Genomic DNA, 15,167 nt, shown 5'->3' on the forward strand with positions numbered 1-15,167 from the left:
ACTATGAAACAATGGAAAAAAGCACATCTTTTAAGTGTAACATCTGGGAGGAGCGGCAGTTTGAATATTCTTCGCATCATATTTTCAAGTGTTCCCTATGTGATGTTCGTCATCATTTTATCAAGACATTTAGGATTTGAGTTCGCAAAAACCTATTACTGGTGGTTTGCTGCATTTTTTGTCATCGGGCTGATCGGCAAATTCGCAATGCACCTTGCGGCAAAAAAGAAACCGTTAAAAAAAGAGACAGCGTAAAATGCGCATGTCTCTTTTTATTTACTGTTTTGCAGCACGCCGCGTGTATAAGCGGGATTGTTCGTAAAGACACCATCTGCTTTTTGTTTCAGCATAATAGGCGTCAGCGTATGCTCGTCTTCCTTATCAAAAAACACGTGCACTTTCATCTTATTGTGATGAATGCGCTTCACGACTGCTTCATTTGCCAATTTGGCGTTGAGCCCGACTGTATCAGCATACGTTCTGATGGTTTGCAGCTGCTTATCATTTATCTCCTCAGCCTCGTTATCTTTTAATAATCGAACAAGAGGAACTTTTTTATCCATAGATCGAACTTTCTTTAAGCTCTTCCCGCTAAAAGACTCAATGACTGCTTTATGGCTGGAAATCAGCTTATGTTTTTGTAATATGTCAATCAGTTTCTTTTCCATCACCAGGCTGCCGTTGCTTTCTCTTGTCTCAATATAGTAATTGGCAGTTTGTCCGAATTTCTGTATGATTTCTTCTAATGTTAAAATCTTTTCTCCTTTTCCCGCATTCAGTTTCTTAATCTGAGCCAAAGACAGATCATCTGTCATCCCTTTACCATCTGTTGTCCGATCTACCGTTTTATCGTGAATTGCAATCAGATGGCCGTCCTTTGTCTCCCGTAAGTCTATCTCAATAATCTGCTTTGTCTTTAATGGCACGCGCATAAGACAAAGCTGTATGTTCCGGCTCAATCGCAGAAGAGCCCCTGTGCGCTATCAAGACAGGATGATAGCCGGCGGAAGCATGGATGACGGAGCAGCCTCCGGAAATGGAAAGTAATGCTATGGCCGCTAAATACTTTAATTTTTTCATAAAATTAAAGTATCATATTCTGCAGGCGCAAACAATGTTTCATTTCATACTTCACGTCATAAATAAAAAACTGCGCCGTCATGATTTACACGAGAGGCGCAGTTCACCCATTACGAACTTTTCGTCCAAGCCATCTTCTGAAATTTGCGGTAGGCTCTTCCGTTGATATAAAAGAAAAATGACGTTTTTCCGCTAGCCCTGATCAGCTTTCGCGCGAGGCGGCCCATTTCTTTTTGGCCGGCGACTTTGTCATCGGATAAATAGACGCCGAGCAGCCCTCTGTTGATCAGCCGGTGAAAATTTTCATGCGGAATGCCTTGCAAATGTTCATCCGCTTTTTCAATAAAATGCTGCAGTCTCTGCATCATTTCTTCATGAGACTGATAATACGTACAGAAATTCAGATCGCCTTCAAGCAGATCCTCTTCCTGGTCAATTAAATAATCAAGCAGTATATGCAGCCCTTGTATGTACGGAAAATAACTGCTGCGGATTTTCTCAGCGGTATGTTCGTTAAAATCAGGCTGGAATGAGTAAGCAACGAGACAGAAAATGCCTAACGTCGATCCGGCGCAAGCCGAGAACTCAAACCACTCCATTTCCGGAAGCTGTGACCGGTACTGCTCAAACCAGCCTTTAAGCCTCGGAACGCGTTCATGCTCAACGACATGCTTATGAACCTGAAGATCGCAATAATAATCACACAGCTCAAGCAAATAAGGTTTAATGATACCGTAATGTTCTATTGACCCGAGCACCCGCTGGCATGTTCTGACCAGCTCATGAAGATAACCGCCGTCATCCCGCTCGTCTCTGTACTGATAGTACGGCCGCACCTCGGCACCGACCGTCAGCGCGTCACGCATGGAGAGATGAAGCATGCGGAAGTCCTCGGGATCAAGCGAGGTGCTGCGGTCGCACAGATTGTCCAGATAATCACTGATTGTCTGATACGCGATGATAAATTGTACGCATTTCTGTTTCTGTTCTCCCGAAAGCAGGGCTAAAATGCCGCCGCCTTCACAATGAAACGACTTATCGCGGATACTTGCGGCCGCCTGCTGCCGCAGTTCGGTATTTTTAATGGAATCTGATTTTTCCCGCCACATGTTCAATTCCTGATGAACGAGCGGAAAAATTTCCCGATACACTTTTGTCATAAGGTTAAAAGGATGTTCCGGTACTGTCAACATATGCACCCCCAGCGAATTCAAATATACTGATCTGTAAAGGCTTTTGCCGCCTTAAACACAGTTTCTCTTTCCGGTTCATTAAAAATTTCATGATAAAGCCCTTCCCATTCCCGGTACGATTTATTATGGGAAGCCACACCGGAAAACCATTTGCGGACCTTCATTTTATCGACGATTTTGTCATCTCCGCCCTGCATAAGCAAAAGCGGCACCTTTAAAAACGCATCAGTCGGCACCATAGCGGCATCAATGGTTTTTAAAAGCTCTCTGTACCATCTTACGGATACCTTCGTGACATATAAAGAATCGTTTTGATCCGCTTCAATCATATCCGCATTCCTCGTTGCCATATCAGGTGATAAGCCGGAATCCACTCTGAGGGACGGAGCGAGGACGTTCAGTCCTTTAGACGCAAAATCAAGGACTTTATTGACTTTTATTTGCAGACCCAGACAAGGTGATGATAAAATGAGTGCCGTAATGCGGGGATTTCTCTGCTGCTTAAACCATTCTATCGCAATCAGTCCGCCCATGCTGTGGCCCAAAAGGAAAACGGGCGCTTCAAGCGTTCTCGCTTTATCAATCCATATATCTACTTCATCAATGTATTCTTGGAAAGAGCGAATATGCCCTCTGGCGCGGGTCGACGTTCCCTGACCGGGCAAATCGCCCATCACCACGTTATATCCGGAAGATCTCCACATTTCAACGAGCCATTTATAACGTCCGTGGTATTCGCTTGCCCCGTGGATAATGACAATGGTACCGACGGGCCTGTCTGCTTTCCAAGTCCACATGCAGTTCACCTCTTACATAAATTTAGAGAAAGAAGGATGAGACATGATAATCTACCCTTATAAACAATTTACGCCTGACATACATCCTGAAGCGTTCATTGCGGATAACGCCGTCATTACGGGCGACGTCGTGATCGGAGAACAATCAAGCATTTGGTTCTCAGCCGTCATCCGGGGGGATGTTGCGCCGACAAGGATCGGAAAAAGAGTCAGCATACAAGACTTGAGCTGTCTGCATCAAAGTCCGAACCGCCCGCTTCTTATTGAAGATGACGTCACGATCGGCCATCAGGTTACACTGCACAGCGCAATCATCAAAAAGAATGCTTTAATCGGTATGGGCTCCGTCATTCTTGACGGGGCGGAAATCGGAGAAGGCGCGTTTATCGGCGCCGGAAGTCTCGTTCCTCCGGGCAAAACCATTCCTCCCGGCTGTCTTGCGTTCGGCCGGCCCGCAAAGGTTATCCGCCGGCTGACAGAAGAAGACATACGGGACATGGAAAGAATCAGAACGGAATATGTTGAAAAAGGCCGATACTATAAAACACTGCAAGAGAAATAAAAAAGATCAGCTTTGTTTTATTACTGTACCATTTTTCAAAATATTATTTAAGTAAAAACCATTTGCATTCTCCCGATTGTCAGGAAACAGAAGCAAAATGTTCAGGAATTTGTTTTATTCTTCCCCGCCGGCCCGATCCTATGAAAAAAAGAGCCCATGTCCCGGGCTCTTTTTTTACGCTTTTTCGGCGAATGTCTGTCCGTTTTCCAGACCTATGTCTTTTCTTTTATGGAAACCTTTCCCGTAATAGGCGGCTAATAATATGCCGAACCAGACAGGCCCGATGATGACGGCCACCCGGGTCTCTGCATTAAAAGCCATCAGCACAACGACAAAAGCGAGAAATGCCAATGAGATATATGAGGAAAAGGGGTATAAAGGCATTTTATATTTCAGTTTTTTCCGTTGTTCTGGCTGTAAGCTTTTCCGGTATTTCATTTGGGAAAGCAAAATAATCGACCATGTCCAAATCGCACCGAACGTCGCAATGCTCGTCACCCACGTAAACACTTTCGCCGGCACCACGTAGTTCAGCAAAACGCCGATGCATAACGCGCCCGCTGAAACCAATACCGCTTTTCCCGGCACACCGCCTTTTGTGACCGTACCGTATACTTTAGGCGCTTCATTTTGTTCCGCCAGATTGAACAGCATGCGCCCCGTGCTGAAGATCCCGCTGTTGCAGGAAGAAAGGGCCGCCGTCAATACGACAAAATTAATGATTCCGGCTGCAGCGGGTATTCCGATTTTTTCAAATGTCAAAACAAACGGGCTTCCGCCTGAACCGATTTCCTGCCACGGATAAATTGACATAATGACAAACAAAGCTCCGACGTAAAAAATGAGAATGCGCCAAAAAACAGTATCTATGGCCCGCGCCAGTGATTTTTCCGGATTTTTGACCTCACCGGCTGTGACACCGATCAGCTCAATCCCGAGATAGGCAAACATGACCATTTGAAGCGACAGCAGCACCCCTTTAATCCCATTCGGGAAAAAGCCGCCGTGGCTCCATAAATTGCTGATTCCGAGCGCAACGCCTCCGTTTCCGAGACCGAATACGATCATCACCAGACCGATCGCGATCATTGACAGAATCGCCAAGACCTTAATGAGCGCAAACCAGAATTCAAGCTCACCGTACGCTTTGACCGCCAGAAAGTTGACAGCCGTCATAATGACGAGTGCACAAAGCGCCCATATCCATGACGGCACGTCAGGGAACCAGTAGCCCATATAAATGCCGACCGCGGTGATTTCCGCCATGCAGGTAACAACCCATAAAAACCAATAATTCCAGCCTGTTAAAAACCCGGCAAGCGGACCGAGATAATCTCTGGCATATCGGCTGAATGAGCCGGCTACAGGCTTTTGAATCGCCATTTCCCCTAATGCCCGCATAATAAAAAACATAATCAGCCCGCTGCAGGCGTAAGCGGCTAAAATCCCCGGCCCGGCAAGCTTTATGGCAGAAGCCGACCCGAGAAACAGCCCGACTCCTATCGCGGCGCCCAACGACATAAGCGAGATATGCCGCTCTTCCAAGCCGCGGTGAAGCGTTTTTTCTTTGTTTTGCATAACTCTCCCTCCCCCTGATTTTGACAAAGAAACACAAACCGAGACGAAATAGCCAGAAAACACTTTCCGGAATCTACCCGATTAGTCCTATTATAACCTTTTTCTGAATATTGCGTAATACTTTGTCGAAAACAGAGCGGAATAGACGGTTTACAAAAAACAATAGAAAAAAGGCTTTCGATAACATCGAAAGCCTTTTGGATTAAACGAAAATGACTTCTTTCGGCTGATGATTCAGCTCTTCCGGCACCAGTCTTTTTTCAACATTGATGCTGTGCCAGATCATAAAGATCAGCACGGTCCAGATTTTGCGGCTGTTGTCCGCTCTGTCGGCACAATGATCTTCCAGAAGCTGAAGGACATAATCCTTTTCAATATAAGCATCTGTTTCACTTTCACGAATGATGTTGCGAACCCATTCGTTCATCTCATTTTTCAGCCAGTGGCGGATCGGCACAGGGAAGCCGAGTTTTTTGCGGTTAAGCACATGATCAGGCACTACCCCTTCAGCAGCTTTGCGCAGAAGGTATTTCGTCGTGCCGTTTTTCGTTTTCAGTTCATCCGGAATTTTAGAAGCCACGTCAAACACGACTTTATCAAGGAACGGCACGCGCAGTTCCAATGAGTTGGCCATCGTCATTTTGTCAGCCTTTAACAGGATGTCGCCGCGCATCCACGTATGGATGTCAACATACTGCATTTTATTAATGTCGCTGTATGAACGGCTTTCCGTAAAGTACGGCTTCGTGACATCACGGTATGAAAGCTCTGGATTGTAATGTTTGAGCAGCTGTTTTTTCACGGGCTCTTCAAAAATCTTCGCATTACCGATATAGCGCTCCTCAAGCGGTGTGCAGCCGCGGACTAAGAGGCTTTTCCCTCTCATTCCTTCAGGCATGACGGACGCCACATGAAGAAGCATTTTTTTCAGACCGGACGGAATGCGTTCAAACGGTCTAAGCGAAAGCGGTTCGCGGTAAATATTGTACCCGCCGAACAGCTCGTCCGCGCCTTCCCCGGATAACGCGACCGTTACATGTTTTTTCGCTTCTTTCGCGACAAAGTACAAAGGAATCGCCGCCGGATCTGCAAGCGGGTCATCAAAGTGCCAGACGATTTTCGGAAGCTCGTTCATATACTCCTCAGGAGAAATGACTTTGCTGATGTTTTCAATCCCGAGCGCGGCAGCCGTTTCCTTCGCTACGTCAACCTCACTGAAGCCCTGCTGCTCAAAACCGACGGAAAATGTTTTAAGGCTCGGGTGAAATTCTTTCGCAACTGAGACGATAAAAGAAGAGTCGATACCGCCGGATAGAAACGAACCGACAGGAACGTCACTTCTCATGTGAACTTTGACAGAGTCAAAGATTGCGTCTCTGACTTCTTTCACCAATTTATCTTCATCAGACTGAACAGGCTTAAAGTTCGCTTTGAAATATGTTTTAAACGCGATGTCGCCTTCCGGGCGGATCGTAAACTGGCTGCCCGGCTCAACTTTTTTCACTTCAGCGTCAAGCGTGCTCGGTTCAGGAACGAATTGGAAAGACATATATTGCTGTAAAGAAGCTGTATCAAGATCAATGCCGTTTTGAGCGGCCATTAAACTTTTTCTTTCAGATGCAAAATATACTTTGTCCCCGATGGTTGTGTAATACAGCGGTTTAATTCCGAACGGGTCTCTCGCGCCGTACATGACGCGGTCAGCTTTGTTCCAGATTAAAAACGCAAACATTCCGCGAAGCTTTGAAGCAGCTTCTTCTTTATAATGACGGTATGTCGCAAGGAGCACTTCGGTATCGGAATCTGTATTGAAAGTGTAGCCTTTCGCTTCAAGCTCTTCTCTCAATTCAATGTAGTTATAGATTTCGCCGTTAAAAATGATCCAATATTTTTCGTCTTCATATGATAAAGGCTGTCCGCCGTTTTCTACGTCAATAATACTGAGCCGTCTGAAGCCGAATCCGACGTGCTCGTCATGATAATACCCATCGCTGTCAGGACCGCGGTGAACGATCATTTGGTTCATTTGTTTGATTAGCTCTTCTTGATCTGCGGTTTGAGTTAATGGATGCTTATTAAAAACACCGACAAATCCACACATAGTATAGCCTCCATAAGTGTAATTTTCTAATTGGACCCCCTTTTTATAGACGCTTTGTTACGCCATTGGTTTCACGCTATGTAAAAAATAAGCATGGCAGCATCTACAAAAAGGGAAAGCCGCTTAAGTAAGCGGCTATAAAATTATTCTCCTAGTGCTTCTTTGCGAAGCGCATCCGCCTTGTCAGTACGCTCCCAAGGAAGATCCACATCATGACGTCCGAAGTGGCCGTAAGCAGCTGTCTGCTTATAGATCGGGCGGCGCAGATCAAGCATTTTAATAATGCCGGCAGGTCTCAGGTCGAAGTTATTCCGTACGACTTCGATCAGTTTTTCTTCAGAAGCTTTTCCTGTATCAAATGTATTGATGGAAATAGAAACAGGCTGTGCCACGCCGATTGCGTATGCAAGCTGCACTTCACAAGAATCAGCAAGACCTGCTGCCACGATGTTTTTCGCTACGTATCTCGCAGCGTATGCCGCAGAACGGTCTACCTTCGTCGCATCCTTACCGGAGAATGCGCCGCCGCCGTGGCGTGCATATCCGCCGTATGTGTCAACGATGATTTTACGGCCGGTCAGACCCGCATCACCTTGAGGTCCGCCGATTACGAAACGTCCCGTAGGGTTGATGAAGTATTTTGTTTCTTCATCGATCAGTTCCTCAGGCACGACAGGATTAATGACATGCTCTTTCAGATTGCGCTGAATCTGCTCCAGCGTAATTTCCGGGTGGTGCTGAGTTGAAATGACGATCGCGTCGATGCGGACCGGCTTGTTGTTTTCATCATATTCAACGGTAACTTGCGTTTTGCCGTCAGGGCGAAGGTACGGAAGAATGTCTTCTTTGCGGACTTCGCTCAAACGGCGGGCTAATTTATGCGCCAAAGAGATCGGAAGCGGCATAAGCTCTTTCGTTTCGTTACACGCATAACCGAACATCAGGCCTTGGTCTCCCGCTCCGATTGCTTCGATTTCAGCATCGCTCATTGTGCCTTCACGCGCTTCAAGAGCCTGATCGACACCCATGGCGATATCCGCAGACTGTTCATCAATTGATGTTAAAACAGCGCAAGTCTCCGCATCAAATCCATATTTGGCGCGTGTGTAGCCGATTTCTTTAATCGTTTCACGGACTGTTTTCGGAATGTCAACGTATGTTGATGTAGTAATCTCTCCGCTTACCAGCACAAGTCCTGTCGTTACAGATGTTTCGCAGGCCACGCGCGCGTTCGGGTCATTTTTTAAAATCTCATCTAAGATACTGTCAGAAATTTGGTCACAGATTTTGTCCGGATGACCCTCAGTAACAGATTCAGATGTAAATAGTCGACGGTTTTTACTCATTCACTTTTCCTCCTGAAAAAAGATCTTTTGCAAGACCTTTTCATATGATACGGAACTCGCTCCCTCTTAATACAATGTCATACTATATCAGAGAATGTTAATTGGCATATTTTATGAAATAAAAAAACCTTTTCCACTCGAGGAAAGGGTTTGGTCTGTGTGCCTTTCACTCTTATCGCTCAAGGAAAATATTAAACCTTGCATCAGGTTAGCACCTTGGTTTCCCACAGTGTTTTCACCTGCTTTTTTACAGAGAAACCGGTTGCTGGGCTTCATCGGGCCTGTCCCTCCGCCAGCTCGGGATAAGAGTATCCGCTCAATGAAATATCTTATCGTAAAAGGGCGGAAAGTGTCAATATGAATTAAAGCGATTACGCGCCTTTATTTCGGGAAGCAATGGAAAAACACAAACAAAAAACCGCAAATAGTATAGACTATTTTCAGATATATGTTATACTAATTCCACATTCAGCGAAATACAAATAAACCGGCAAAGGAAGGTTTTTATGAAATTAGTTGATTTAACCGCAGATCTTCAAGCATTACTTGCAAGTCCGAATGTGCATCATAATTTATCGGCTCCAAAACTTACCGAAAAAGTGATCAGCCGAAATGAAGGAACGCTGACATCAACGGGCGCCGTACGCGCCACCACCGGCGCATATACAGGCCGGTCACCTAAAGATAAATTTATCGTCCGTGAACAAAGCACAGAAAATCAAATTGATTGGGGTGCGGTGAATCAGCCCATTTCTGAAGAGGCGTTTGAAAAGCTGTACGCCAAAGTCGTCAGCTACTTAAAACAGCGGGATGAACTGTTTGTTTTTGAAGGATTCGCGGGAGCGGATGAAAAATACAGACTCCCGATTACGGTCGTAAATGAATTTGCGTGGCACAATTTATTCGCGCGCCAGCTGTTTATCAGACCGGAGACGGATGAAAGAGACACGCAAGCGCAGCCTTTCACCATTCTCTCAGCTCCGCATTTTAAAGCAGATCCGGAGACGGACGGCACGCATTCGGAAACATTTATCATTGTCTCTTTCGAAAAGCGCGTCATTTTAATCGGCGGCACCGAATACGCCGGAGAAATGAAAAAATCAATATTCTCCATTATGAACTTCCTGCTTCCGCAGCAGGATATACTGCCGATGCACTGCTCAGCCAATGTCGGTGAAAAAGGCGATGTCGCCCTGTTTTTCGGCCTTTCCGGCACAGGGAAAACGACGCTTTCAGCCGATGCGGACCGCAAACTGATCGGCGATGACGAGCACGGCTGGTCAGATTCCGGCGTTTTCAACATTGAAGGCGGATGTTACGCTAAATGTATCAATCTGAGCGAGGAAAAAGAACCGCAGATTTTTCGTGCGATCCGCTTCGGGTCTGTTCTTGAGAATGTCGTGCTTGATGAAAAAACGGGTGAAGCGGATTACGACAATTCCTTCTACACGGAAAACACAAGAGCCGCATATCCGATTGAGATTATCGGCAATATCGTGCAGCCGAGCATTGCCGGCCATCCGCAGGCGATCGTCTTTTTAACGGCGGACGCATTCGGTGTGCTCCCTCCGATCAGCAAACTGACGAAGGAACAGGCGATGTATCACTTCTTAAGCGGGTACACCAGTAAACTCGCGGGAACCGAGCGCGGCGTGACATCTCCGCAAACGACTTTCTCCACGTGCTTCGGTTCACCGTTCCTTCCGCTTCCGGCGCATGTATATGCCGAAATGCTCGGGCATAAAATCGACGAACACGGCGTTCAAGTCTTCCTGGTCAACACAGGCTGGACCGGCGGAGGGTACGGAGTCGGAGAACGGATGAAACTTTCGTATACAAGAGCGATGGTCAAGGCCGCTATTGAAGGCAGACTGAACCAGACTGACATGACGGCAGACAGCATTTTCGGCCTGCGCAGTCCCGTTCATGTTCCGGGCGTTCCGGATGAAGTTCTTCAGCCTGAAAACACATGGAGCGATAAACAAGCATACAACGAAAAAGCGCTGTTTTTAGCCAATGAGTTTAAAGAAAACTTTAAAAAGTTTTCCCATGCAGACTCGATTGCCAAAGCCGGCGGACCTCTCGTGTAATCAAAAAAGCCAAGGGCGTTTATGCCCTTGGCTTTTGTTTTTTCAGTTTGTCGAATGGAGCGACGTGAGTCTGTATGTAATGCTTGTCCGGCCGTTCGCCCATTCGAGCTTTTGGACCTCGCCGGTGCCGGATTTCTCGCCGGTTTTCGTTTTGCGCACGTCCATCGGAATATCAAGAGGATAGACGCGGTAGCCCTCTTTCTCCAATAAAAAGATATTTTCCTCTATCCGTTTTTCATTGCCTTTTGTCACAATCATGGTATTAAATTCAACAGGCATTCCCAAAATGAAAATCCCCTTTCATTCTCTTATTCTTTATTATCATATCATAAATCAGGCATCTTACCGTGTCTTCATCCATTCCGCCAGCCGCCGGACAATGCGTCTGTTTTCCTGCGGCGGAAAATAATGCGTAAAACCGCTGTAATACCAAGTTTCCACCGGTTTCCCCGCCTCTTTCAGCTTGTCCTCGATCATTCGGGCGTGTTCGATCGAAACATTCTCATCATTCTCTCCATGGATGAGCAGCACAGGGGCCTGAATGCGGTCTGCGTTTTCAAACGGTGAACGCCATCTGTATTCATCCGGCACCTTTTTCGGCGTGCCTCCGATCACCCGCTTCATCATCCGCCGCATATCCTTCCGCTCTTCATAAGTAAGCACCATATCGCTCACACCGCCCCATGATACGAGCGAAGCCGCTTGATGCCCCATTTCAATCGCGGTCAAAAGCCCCATGATACCGCCCCGGGAAAAACCGAAAATATGCACCCGCCCTTCCCTGACGTTCGGATGCTCCCGAAGCAGGCGGAAAGCGGAAAACGCGTCCTCTCTGTCCTCTCCCGCAAAATCTTCATTTCCCTCGCCGCCCTGGTTGCCTCTGTAATAGGGCGCAAACACGACAAAGCCTTGGGAAGCGAATTGAACGATTCTTCCGGGGCGTACCATGCCGACATTTTTTATGCCGCCGCGCAAATATAAAAAACCGTCATATGTTCCCGGCGCCGCAGGCTCGGCAAGAAGCCCCTTTACCTTCAGCCCTTCTGACTCATAGCATACCTCAAAGAGGCGGACATGCGGACTCGGAGACGGGAACCTTTTCTTTTCTACCAGCAAAACAATGGCCTCCTTATATCATCAGTTTTTTTATTCTTTCCCAACGTGAATATGGGCACTCACACATTTTTTATACCCATCATACGATATGTAAAGCAGAAAAGGTTATTTAACGCTTAAAACAAGGAGGTTACACCGTGAACAAATGGCTCAAAACGGGCTGCGTTTTTGTCATATGCGCCTTTTTCCTGCTCATTCTTCCGGCCTGCAGACAGGAAGAAAGTCTGACAAAGGTAAAGGTGGCGGAAGTCACACACTCCATCTTCTATACGCCTTTGTATGTCGCTGAAGCAAAAGGTTTCTTTAAAAAAGAAGGGCTCCAAGTGTCACTTCAAACAACATGGGGCGGAGACAAAACAATGACATCGCTTTTGTCAAACGGGTCAGACATCGCGCTGATCGGTTCTGAAACATCCATTTACGTGGAGGCGCAGGGAGCAAAAGATCCGGTCATCAACTTCGCACAGCTGACACAGACGGACGGCACATTTCTCGTGTCACGGAAGGATGAGAAATCATTCAAATGGAGCGATTTAAAAGGAAAAACATTTCTCGGCCAGCGAAAAGGCGGCATGCCCCAAATGGCCGGTGAGTACGTCCTGAAAAAGAATCACATAGAGCCGAAAAAAGACATTAACCTCGTTCAAAACATTGATTTCGCCAATATTTCCAACGCATTTGCATCCGGAACGGGTGATTATGTGCAGCTGTTTGAACCGACGGCATCCCAATTTGAAAAAGAAGGCATCGGCCATATCGTCGCATCCTTCGGAGAAGCTTCCGGCCAAATGCCGTACACAACCTTTATGGCAAAAGAAAGTTATTTGAAAACCAATGAAAAGACGGCGGAAAAATTCACCCGCGCCATCTATCGCGCCCAGCAATGGGTGGAAAGCCATCCGGCCAAAGACATCGCAAAAACGATTCAGAAGGAATTTGCCGATACCGATCCGGCTATTATCGAAACATCAATAGAGCGCTATAAAAAACAAAAGTCATTCTCTGCAGACCCAGTTCTGCAAAAGGATGAATGGGAACAGCTTCAATCCATTATGGATGAAGCCGGAGAGCTACCGAAACACATTCCGTACAGCAAACTCGTCAACACAAAAATCGCCAAAAAAGTCACCTCAGAACAATAGGAGGAACATGAATGTCTTTTTTACATGTGGATCATGTAACACATACTTATTTCTCGCTGAAAGAAAAGACAACCGCCGTGAAAGATATACATTTTCAGATTGAAAAAGGGGATTTCATCTCCTTTCTCGGACCGAGCGGATGCGGAAAAACAACACTCCTGTCCATTCTGGCCGGCCTTATCACCCCTGCGCAAGGCCGGGTGCTGATTGAAGGAAGCGTGCCGAACCATAAAGAACACCAAATCGGTTATATGCTTCAGCAGGATTATTTATTTCCTTGGAAATCAATTGAGGAAAACGTGCTGCTCGGTTTACACATTTCAAAAACATTAACAGAAGAAAAAAGAGCTGAAGTTCTCAGCCTTCTGCCTAAGCTCGGATTAATCGGCGTTGAAAAGAAATACCCGAAAGAGCTGTCGGGCGGGATGCGGCAGCGGGCGGCACTTGCCAGAACTCTTGCGCCGGATCCGGGACTGCTGCTCCTTGATGAACCGTTTTCCGCGCTGGACTTTCAAACGAAGCTTTCCTTGGAAAACCTTGTCTTCAGAACATTAAAGGATTTTCAAAAAACCGCCGTGCTCGTCACCCACGATATCGGTGAAGCCATCGCCATGAGCGATACAATCTATTTATTTTCGAATCAGCCGGGCACCATCCACCAAATATTCACCGTGCCTAAGGAGCTCGCGGCTTTAGATCCGTTTGACGCGCGTCAGGATCCGGCCTTTCAGCCGCTGTTTCAAACCATATGGAAGGAGCTGAATTCCCTTGAAAAACAGCAGCGGCACGATTGAACAGCTTCATCAGCAGTTTAAGAAAAGACACCAAAAAGAAAAGCTCCGGATCCGTGCGTATCAGGCCGCCATTTTTATCGTATTTTTTGCCGGATGGGAAATATCGAGCAGGGCGGGCTGGATCGATCCGTTAATCTTCAGCTCACCCTCCGCCGTTTGCAGGCTTTTAGTTGAAAAGATTGCGGACGGATCCCTTGCGGCGCACATCGGCGTAACCTTAGGAGAAACCGTTCTCGGCTTTTTGTTCGGCACGCTTCTCGGCACATGCCTCGCCGCTCTGTTATGGTGGTCAAACAGGCTCGCCCGGGTTTTAGACCCGTACCTCGTCATTTTAAACGCGATGCCGAAGGTCGCACTCGGACCGATTCTCATCGTGGCACTCGGACCGAATTTCACAAGCATTGTCGCCATGGGAGCAGTCATCAGTGTCATTATCACGACAATCGTCGTCTTTACGGCTTTTCAGGAAGTGGATGAAAACTATATTAAGGTGATGAAAACCTTCGGAGCGAAAAGAAGCATCATGTTTAAAGAAGTCATTCTGCCGGCGTGCGCCCCCGCGATTATTTCCGCGCTTAAAGTGAACGTCGGTTTATCCTGGGTCGGTGTGATCGTCGGCGAGTTTCTCGTTTCCGAAAAAGGTCTGGGCTACATGATCATTTACGGATTCCAGGTCTTCAATTTCACTCTTGTATTCTTAAGCCTTCTGATCATCGCGATTTTTGCGACATTGATGTATCAGGGAGTCGAACTGTTAGAAAGAAAATGGACGAAAGGAAAAATTTAAAAAAGACCCGTGCGTAAACGCCGGGTCTCCGTTTTTTATGATTGAAATACGCCGTCCTCTTTCAGCTTTTTCAGACTGATCGGAAGCACCGAATCTTTCATAATGAAACTGAATTTTTTATTTCGCGGGAGATTCTCCGGCAGTTCGCTGAACAGCACCGGCCCCTTTGTTTCAAAATAGTCAGCCTGTTTTTCAAGCTTTTCAATATCGGCAAAATAAATATTCTTCACGATTACCTTTTCCCTGCCGAGAACTTTATACTGTCCGACGTACTTCAGATGTCTTACCGCGGCACCGGTTTCTTCTTTCACCTCGCGCAGGGCCGCTTCCTCCGCACATTCCATCGGCTCCACTTTTCCGCCCGGAAATTCAAACCCCCGGTCTTCGTGCTCAGTCAAAAGCCACTTATCTCCATATCGGCATATGACCCACACGTGCTTCGGGCTGTCTGAAAAAGGCTGGTGTTCAAAGGAGAGCTGAACAGTGTTCTGATAATAGTCTTTAAACTCGTACATGTTTATCCCTCTAATCCGTTCCTTCATATCTTCCATACATCATACCACAGTTGCGTTTGTTCGGAA

The 15,167-nt window shown here is 46.7% G+C and carries 14 protein-coding genes, 1 pseudogene and 1 riboswitch; of the genes and pseudogenes, 6 read left to right on the forward strand and 9 right to left on the reverse strand.

Features of this window, described 5'->3' with window-relative positions; all coding sequences use genetic code 11:
- Window positions 1-60 precede the first annotated feature (60 nt).
- Window positions 61-255, forward strand: a complete 195-nt coding sequence (locus tag NSQ37_RS20910; protein WP_003152265.1) for a hypothetical protein — start codon at window positions 61-63, stop codon at window positions 253-255.
- Between the two features lie 17 nt (window positions 256-272).
- Here NSQ37_RS20910 and NSQ37_RS20915 read toward each other — a convergent pair.
- The 3 genes and pseudogenes from NSQ37_RS20915 to NSQ37_RS20925 all read right to left on the reverse strand — a co-directional run bounded on the left by NSQ37_RS20915 (window position 273) and on the right by NSQ37_RS20925 (window position 3,070).
- A pseudogene (locus tag NSQ37_RS20915) lies at window positions 273-1,080 on the reverse strand (glycerophosphodiester phosphodiesterase family protein).
- 110 nt (window positions 1,081-1,190) lie between these two features.
- Window positions 1,191-2,270: a tetraprenyl-beta-curcumene synthase family protein gene (locus tag NSQ37_RS20920; protein WP_038464600.1), complete on the reverse strand. Its 1,080-nt coding sequence runs from the start codon at window positions 2,268-2,270 to the stop codon at window positions 1,191-1,193.
- 20 nt (window positions 2,271-2,290) lie between these two features.
- Window positions 2,291-3,070, reverse strand: coding sequence for an alpha/beta hydrolase (locus NSQ37_RS20925; RefSeq protein WP_003152261.1), 780 nt, complete (start codon window positions 3,068-3,070; stop codon window positions 2,291-2,293).
- Window positions 3,071-3,116: 46 nt separating this feature from the next.
- Here NSQ37_RS20925 and NSQ37_RS20930 point away from each other — a divergent pair, with 46 nt between their 5' ends.
- Complete coding sequence (locus NSQ37_RS20930; protein WP_025285156.1) at window positions 3,117-3,632, forward strand: gamma carbonic anhydrase; 516 nt, start codon at window positions 3,117-3,119, stop codon at window positions 3,630-3,632.
- 174 nt (window positions 3,633-3,806) lie between these two features.
- Here NSQ37_RS20930 and alaP read toward each other — a convergent pair whose 3' ends face one another.
- From alaP to metK, 3 genes are all read right to left on the reverse strand, one after another.
- Window positions 3,807-5,210, reverse strand: coding sequence for an alanine permease AlaP (alaP, locus tag NSQ37_RS20935; protein WP_160223516.1), 1,404 nt, complete (start codon window positions 5,208-5,210; stop codon window positions 3,807-3,809).
- Window positions 5,211-5,412: 202 nt separating this feature from the next.
- A complete protein-coding gene (gene asnB, locus NSQ37_RS20940; RefSeq protein ID WP_160223231.1) occupies window positions 5,413-7,311 on the reverse strand; it encodes an asparagine synthase (glutamine-hydrolyzing) in 1,899 nt (632 codons plus the stop codon).
- Between the two features lie 143 nt (window positions 7,312-7,454).
- On the reverse strand, window positions 7,455-8,657 hold the full coding sequence (metK, locus tag NSQ37_RS20945) for a methionine adenosyltransferase (protein ID WP_003152253.1): 1,203 nt from the start codon (window positions 8,655-8,657) through the stop codon (window positions 7,455-7,457).
- Window positions 8,658-8,826: 169 nt separating this feature from the next.
- A riboswitch (SAM riboswitch) is annotated at window positions 8,827-8,966 on the reverse strand.
- A 197-nt stretch (window positions 8,967-9,163) separates the two neighbouring features.
- On the opposite strand from metK, the gene pckA reads away from it, so the two are divergent.
- Window positions 9,164-10,747, forward strand: a complete 1,584-nt coding sequence (gene pckA, locus NSQ37_RS20950) for a phosphoenolpyruvate carboxykinase (ATP) (protein ID WP_341124797.1) — start codon at window positions 9,164-9,166, stop codon at window positions 10,745-10,747.
- Window positions 10,748-10,789: 42 nt separating this feature from the next.
- Here the strand turns inward: pckA and NSQ37_RS20955 are convergent, their stop codons facing one another.
- Together NSQ37_RS20955 and NSQ37_RS20960 are read right to left on the reverse strand one after the other, a co-directional pair.
- A complete protein-coding gene (locus NSQ37_RS20955) occupies window positions 10,790-11,032 on the reverse strand; it encodes a DUF2584 domain-containing protein (protein ID WP_003152249.1) in 243 nt (80 codons plus the stop codon).
- 57 nt (window positions 11,033-11,089) lie between these two features.
- On the reverse strand, window positions 11,090-11,863 hold the full coding sequence (locus NSQ37_RS20960) for an alpha/beta hydrolase family protein (protein WP_015240429.1): 774 nt from the start codon (window positions 11,861-11,863) through the stop codon (window positions 11,090-11,092).
- A gap of 137 nt (window positions 11,864-12,000) precedes the next feature.
- Between NSQ37_RS20960 and NSQ37_RS20965 the strand changes: the two genes are divergently transcribed.
- Genes NSQ37_RS20965 through NSQ37_RS20975 form a run of 3 tightly spaced genes read left to right on the forward strand, consistent with a single transcriptional unit; the run spans window position 12,001 to window position 14,586 of the window.
- Window positions 12,001-13,005: an ABC transporter substrate-binding protein gene (locus NSQ37_RS20965; protein ID WP_007408830.1), complete on the forward strand. Its 1,005-nt coding sequence runs from the start codon at window positions 12,001-12,003 to the stop codon at window positions 13,003-13,005.
- Between the two features lie 11 nt (window positions 13,006-13,016).
- A complete protein-coding gene (locus NSQ37_RS20970) occupies window positions 13,017-13,799 on the forward strand; it encodes an ABC transporter ATP-binding protein (protein WP_003152246.1) in 783 nt (260 codons plus the stop codon).
- On the forward strand, window positions 13,774-14,586 hold the full coding sequence (locus NSQ37_RS20975; RefSeq protein WP_012118258.1) for an ABC transporter permease: 813 nt from the start codon (window positions 13,774-13,776) through the stop codon (window positions 14,584-14,586). The genes NSQ37_RS20970 and NSQ37_RS20975 overlap by 26 nt, the downstream gene beginning before the upstream one ends.
- 35 nt (window positions 14,587-14,621) lie before the next feature.
- Here NSQ37_RS20975 and ytkD read toward each other — a convergent pair whose 3' ends face one another.
- Window positions 14,622-15,101, reverse strand: coding sequence for an RNA deprotection pyrophosphohydrolase (gene ytkD / locus NSQ37_RS20980; protein ID WP_003152244.1), 480 nt, complete (start codon window positions 15,099-15,101; stop codon window positions 14,622-14,624).
- Window positions 15,102-15,167 lie beyond the last annotated feature (66 nt).

This window comes from Bacillus sp. FSL P4-0334, from assembly GCF_038004825.1.
GTDB classification, from domain to species: Bacteria; Bacillota; Bacilli; order Bacillales; family Bacillaceae; genus Bacillus; species Bacillus velezensis.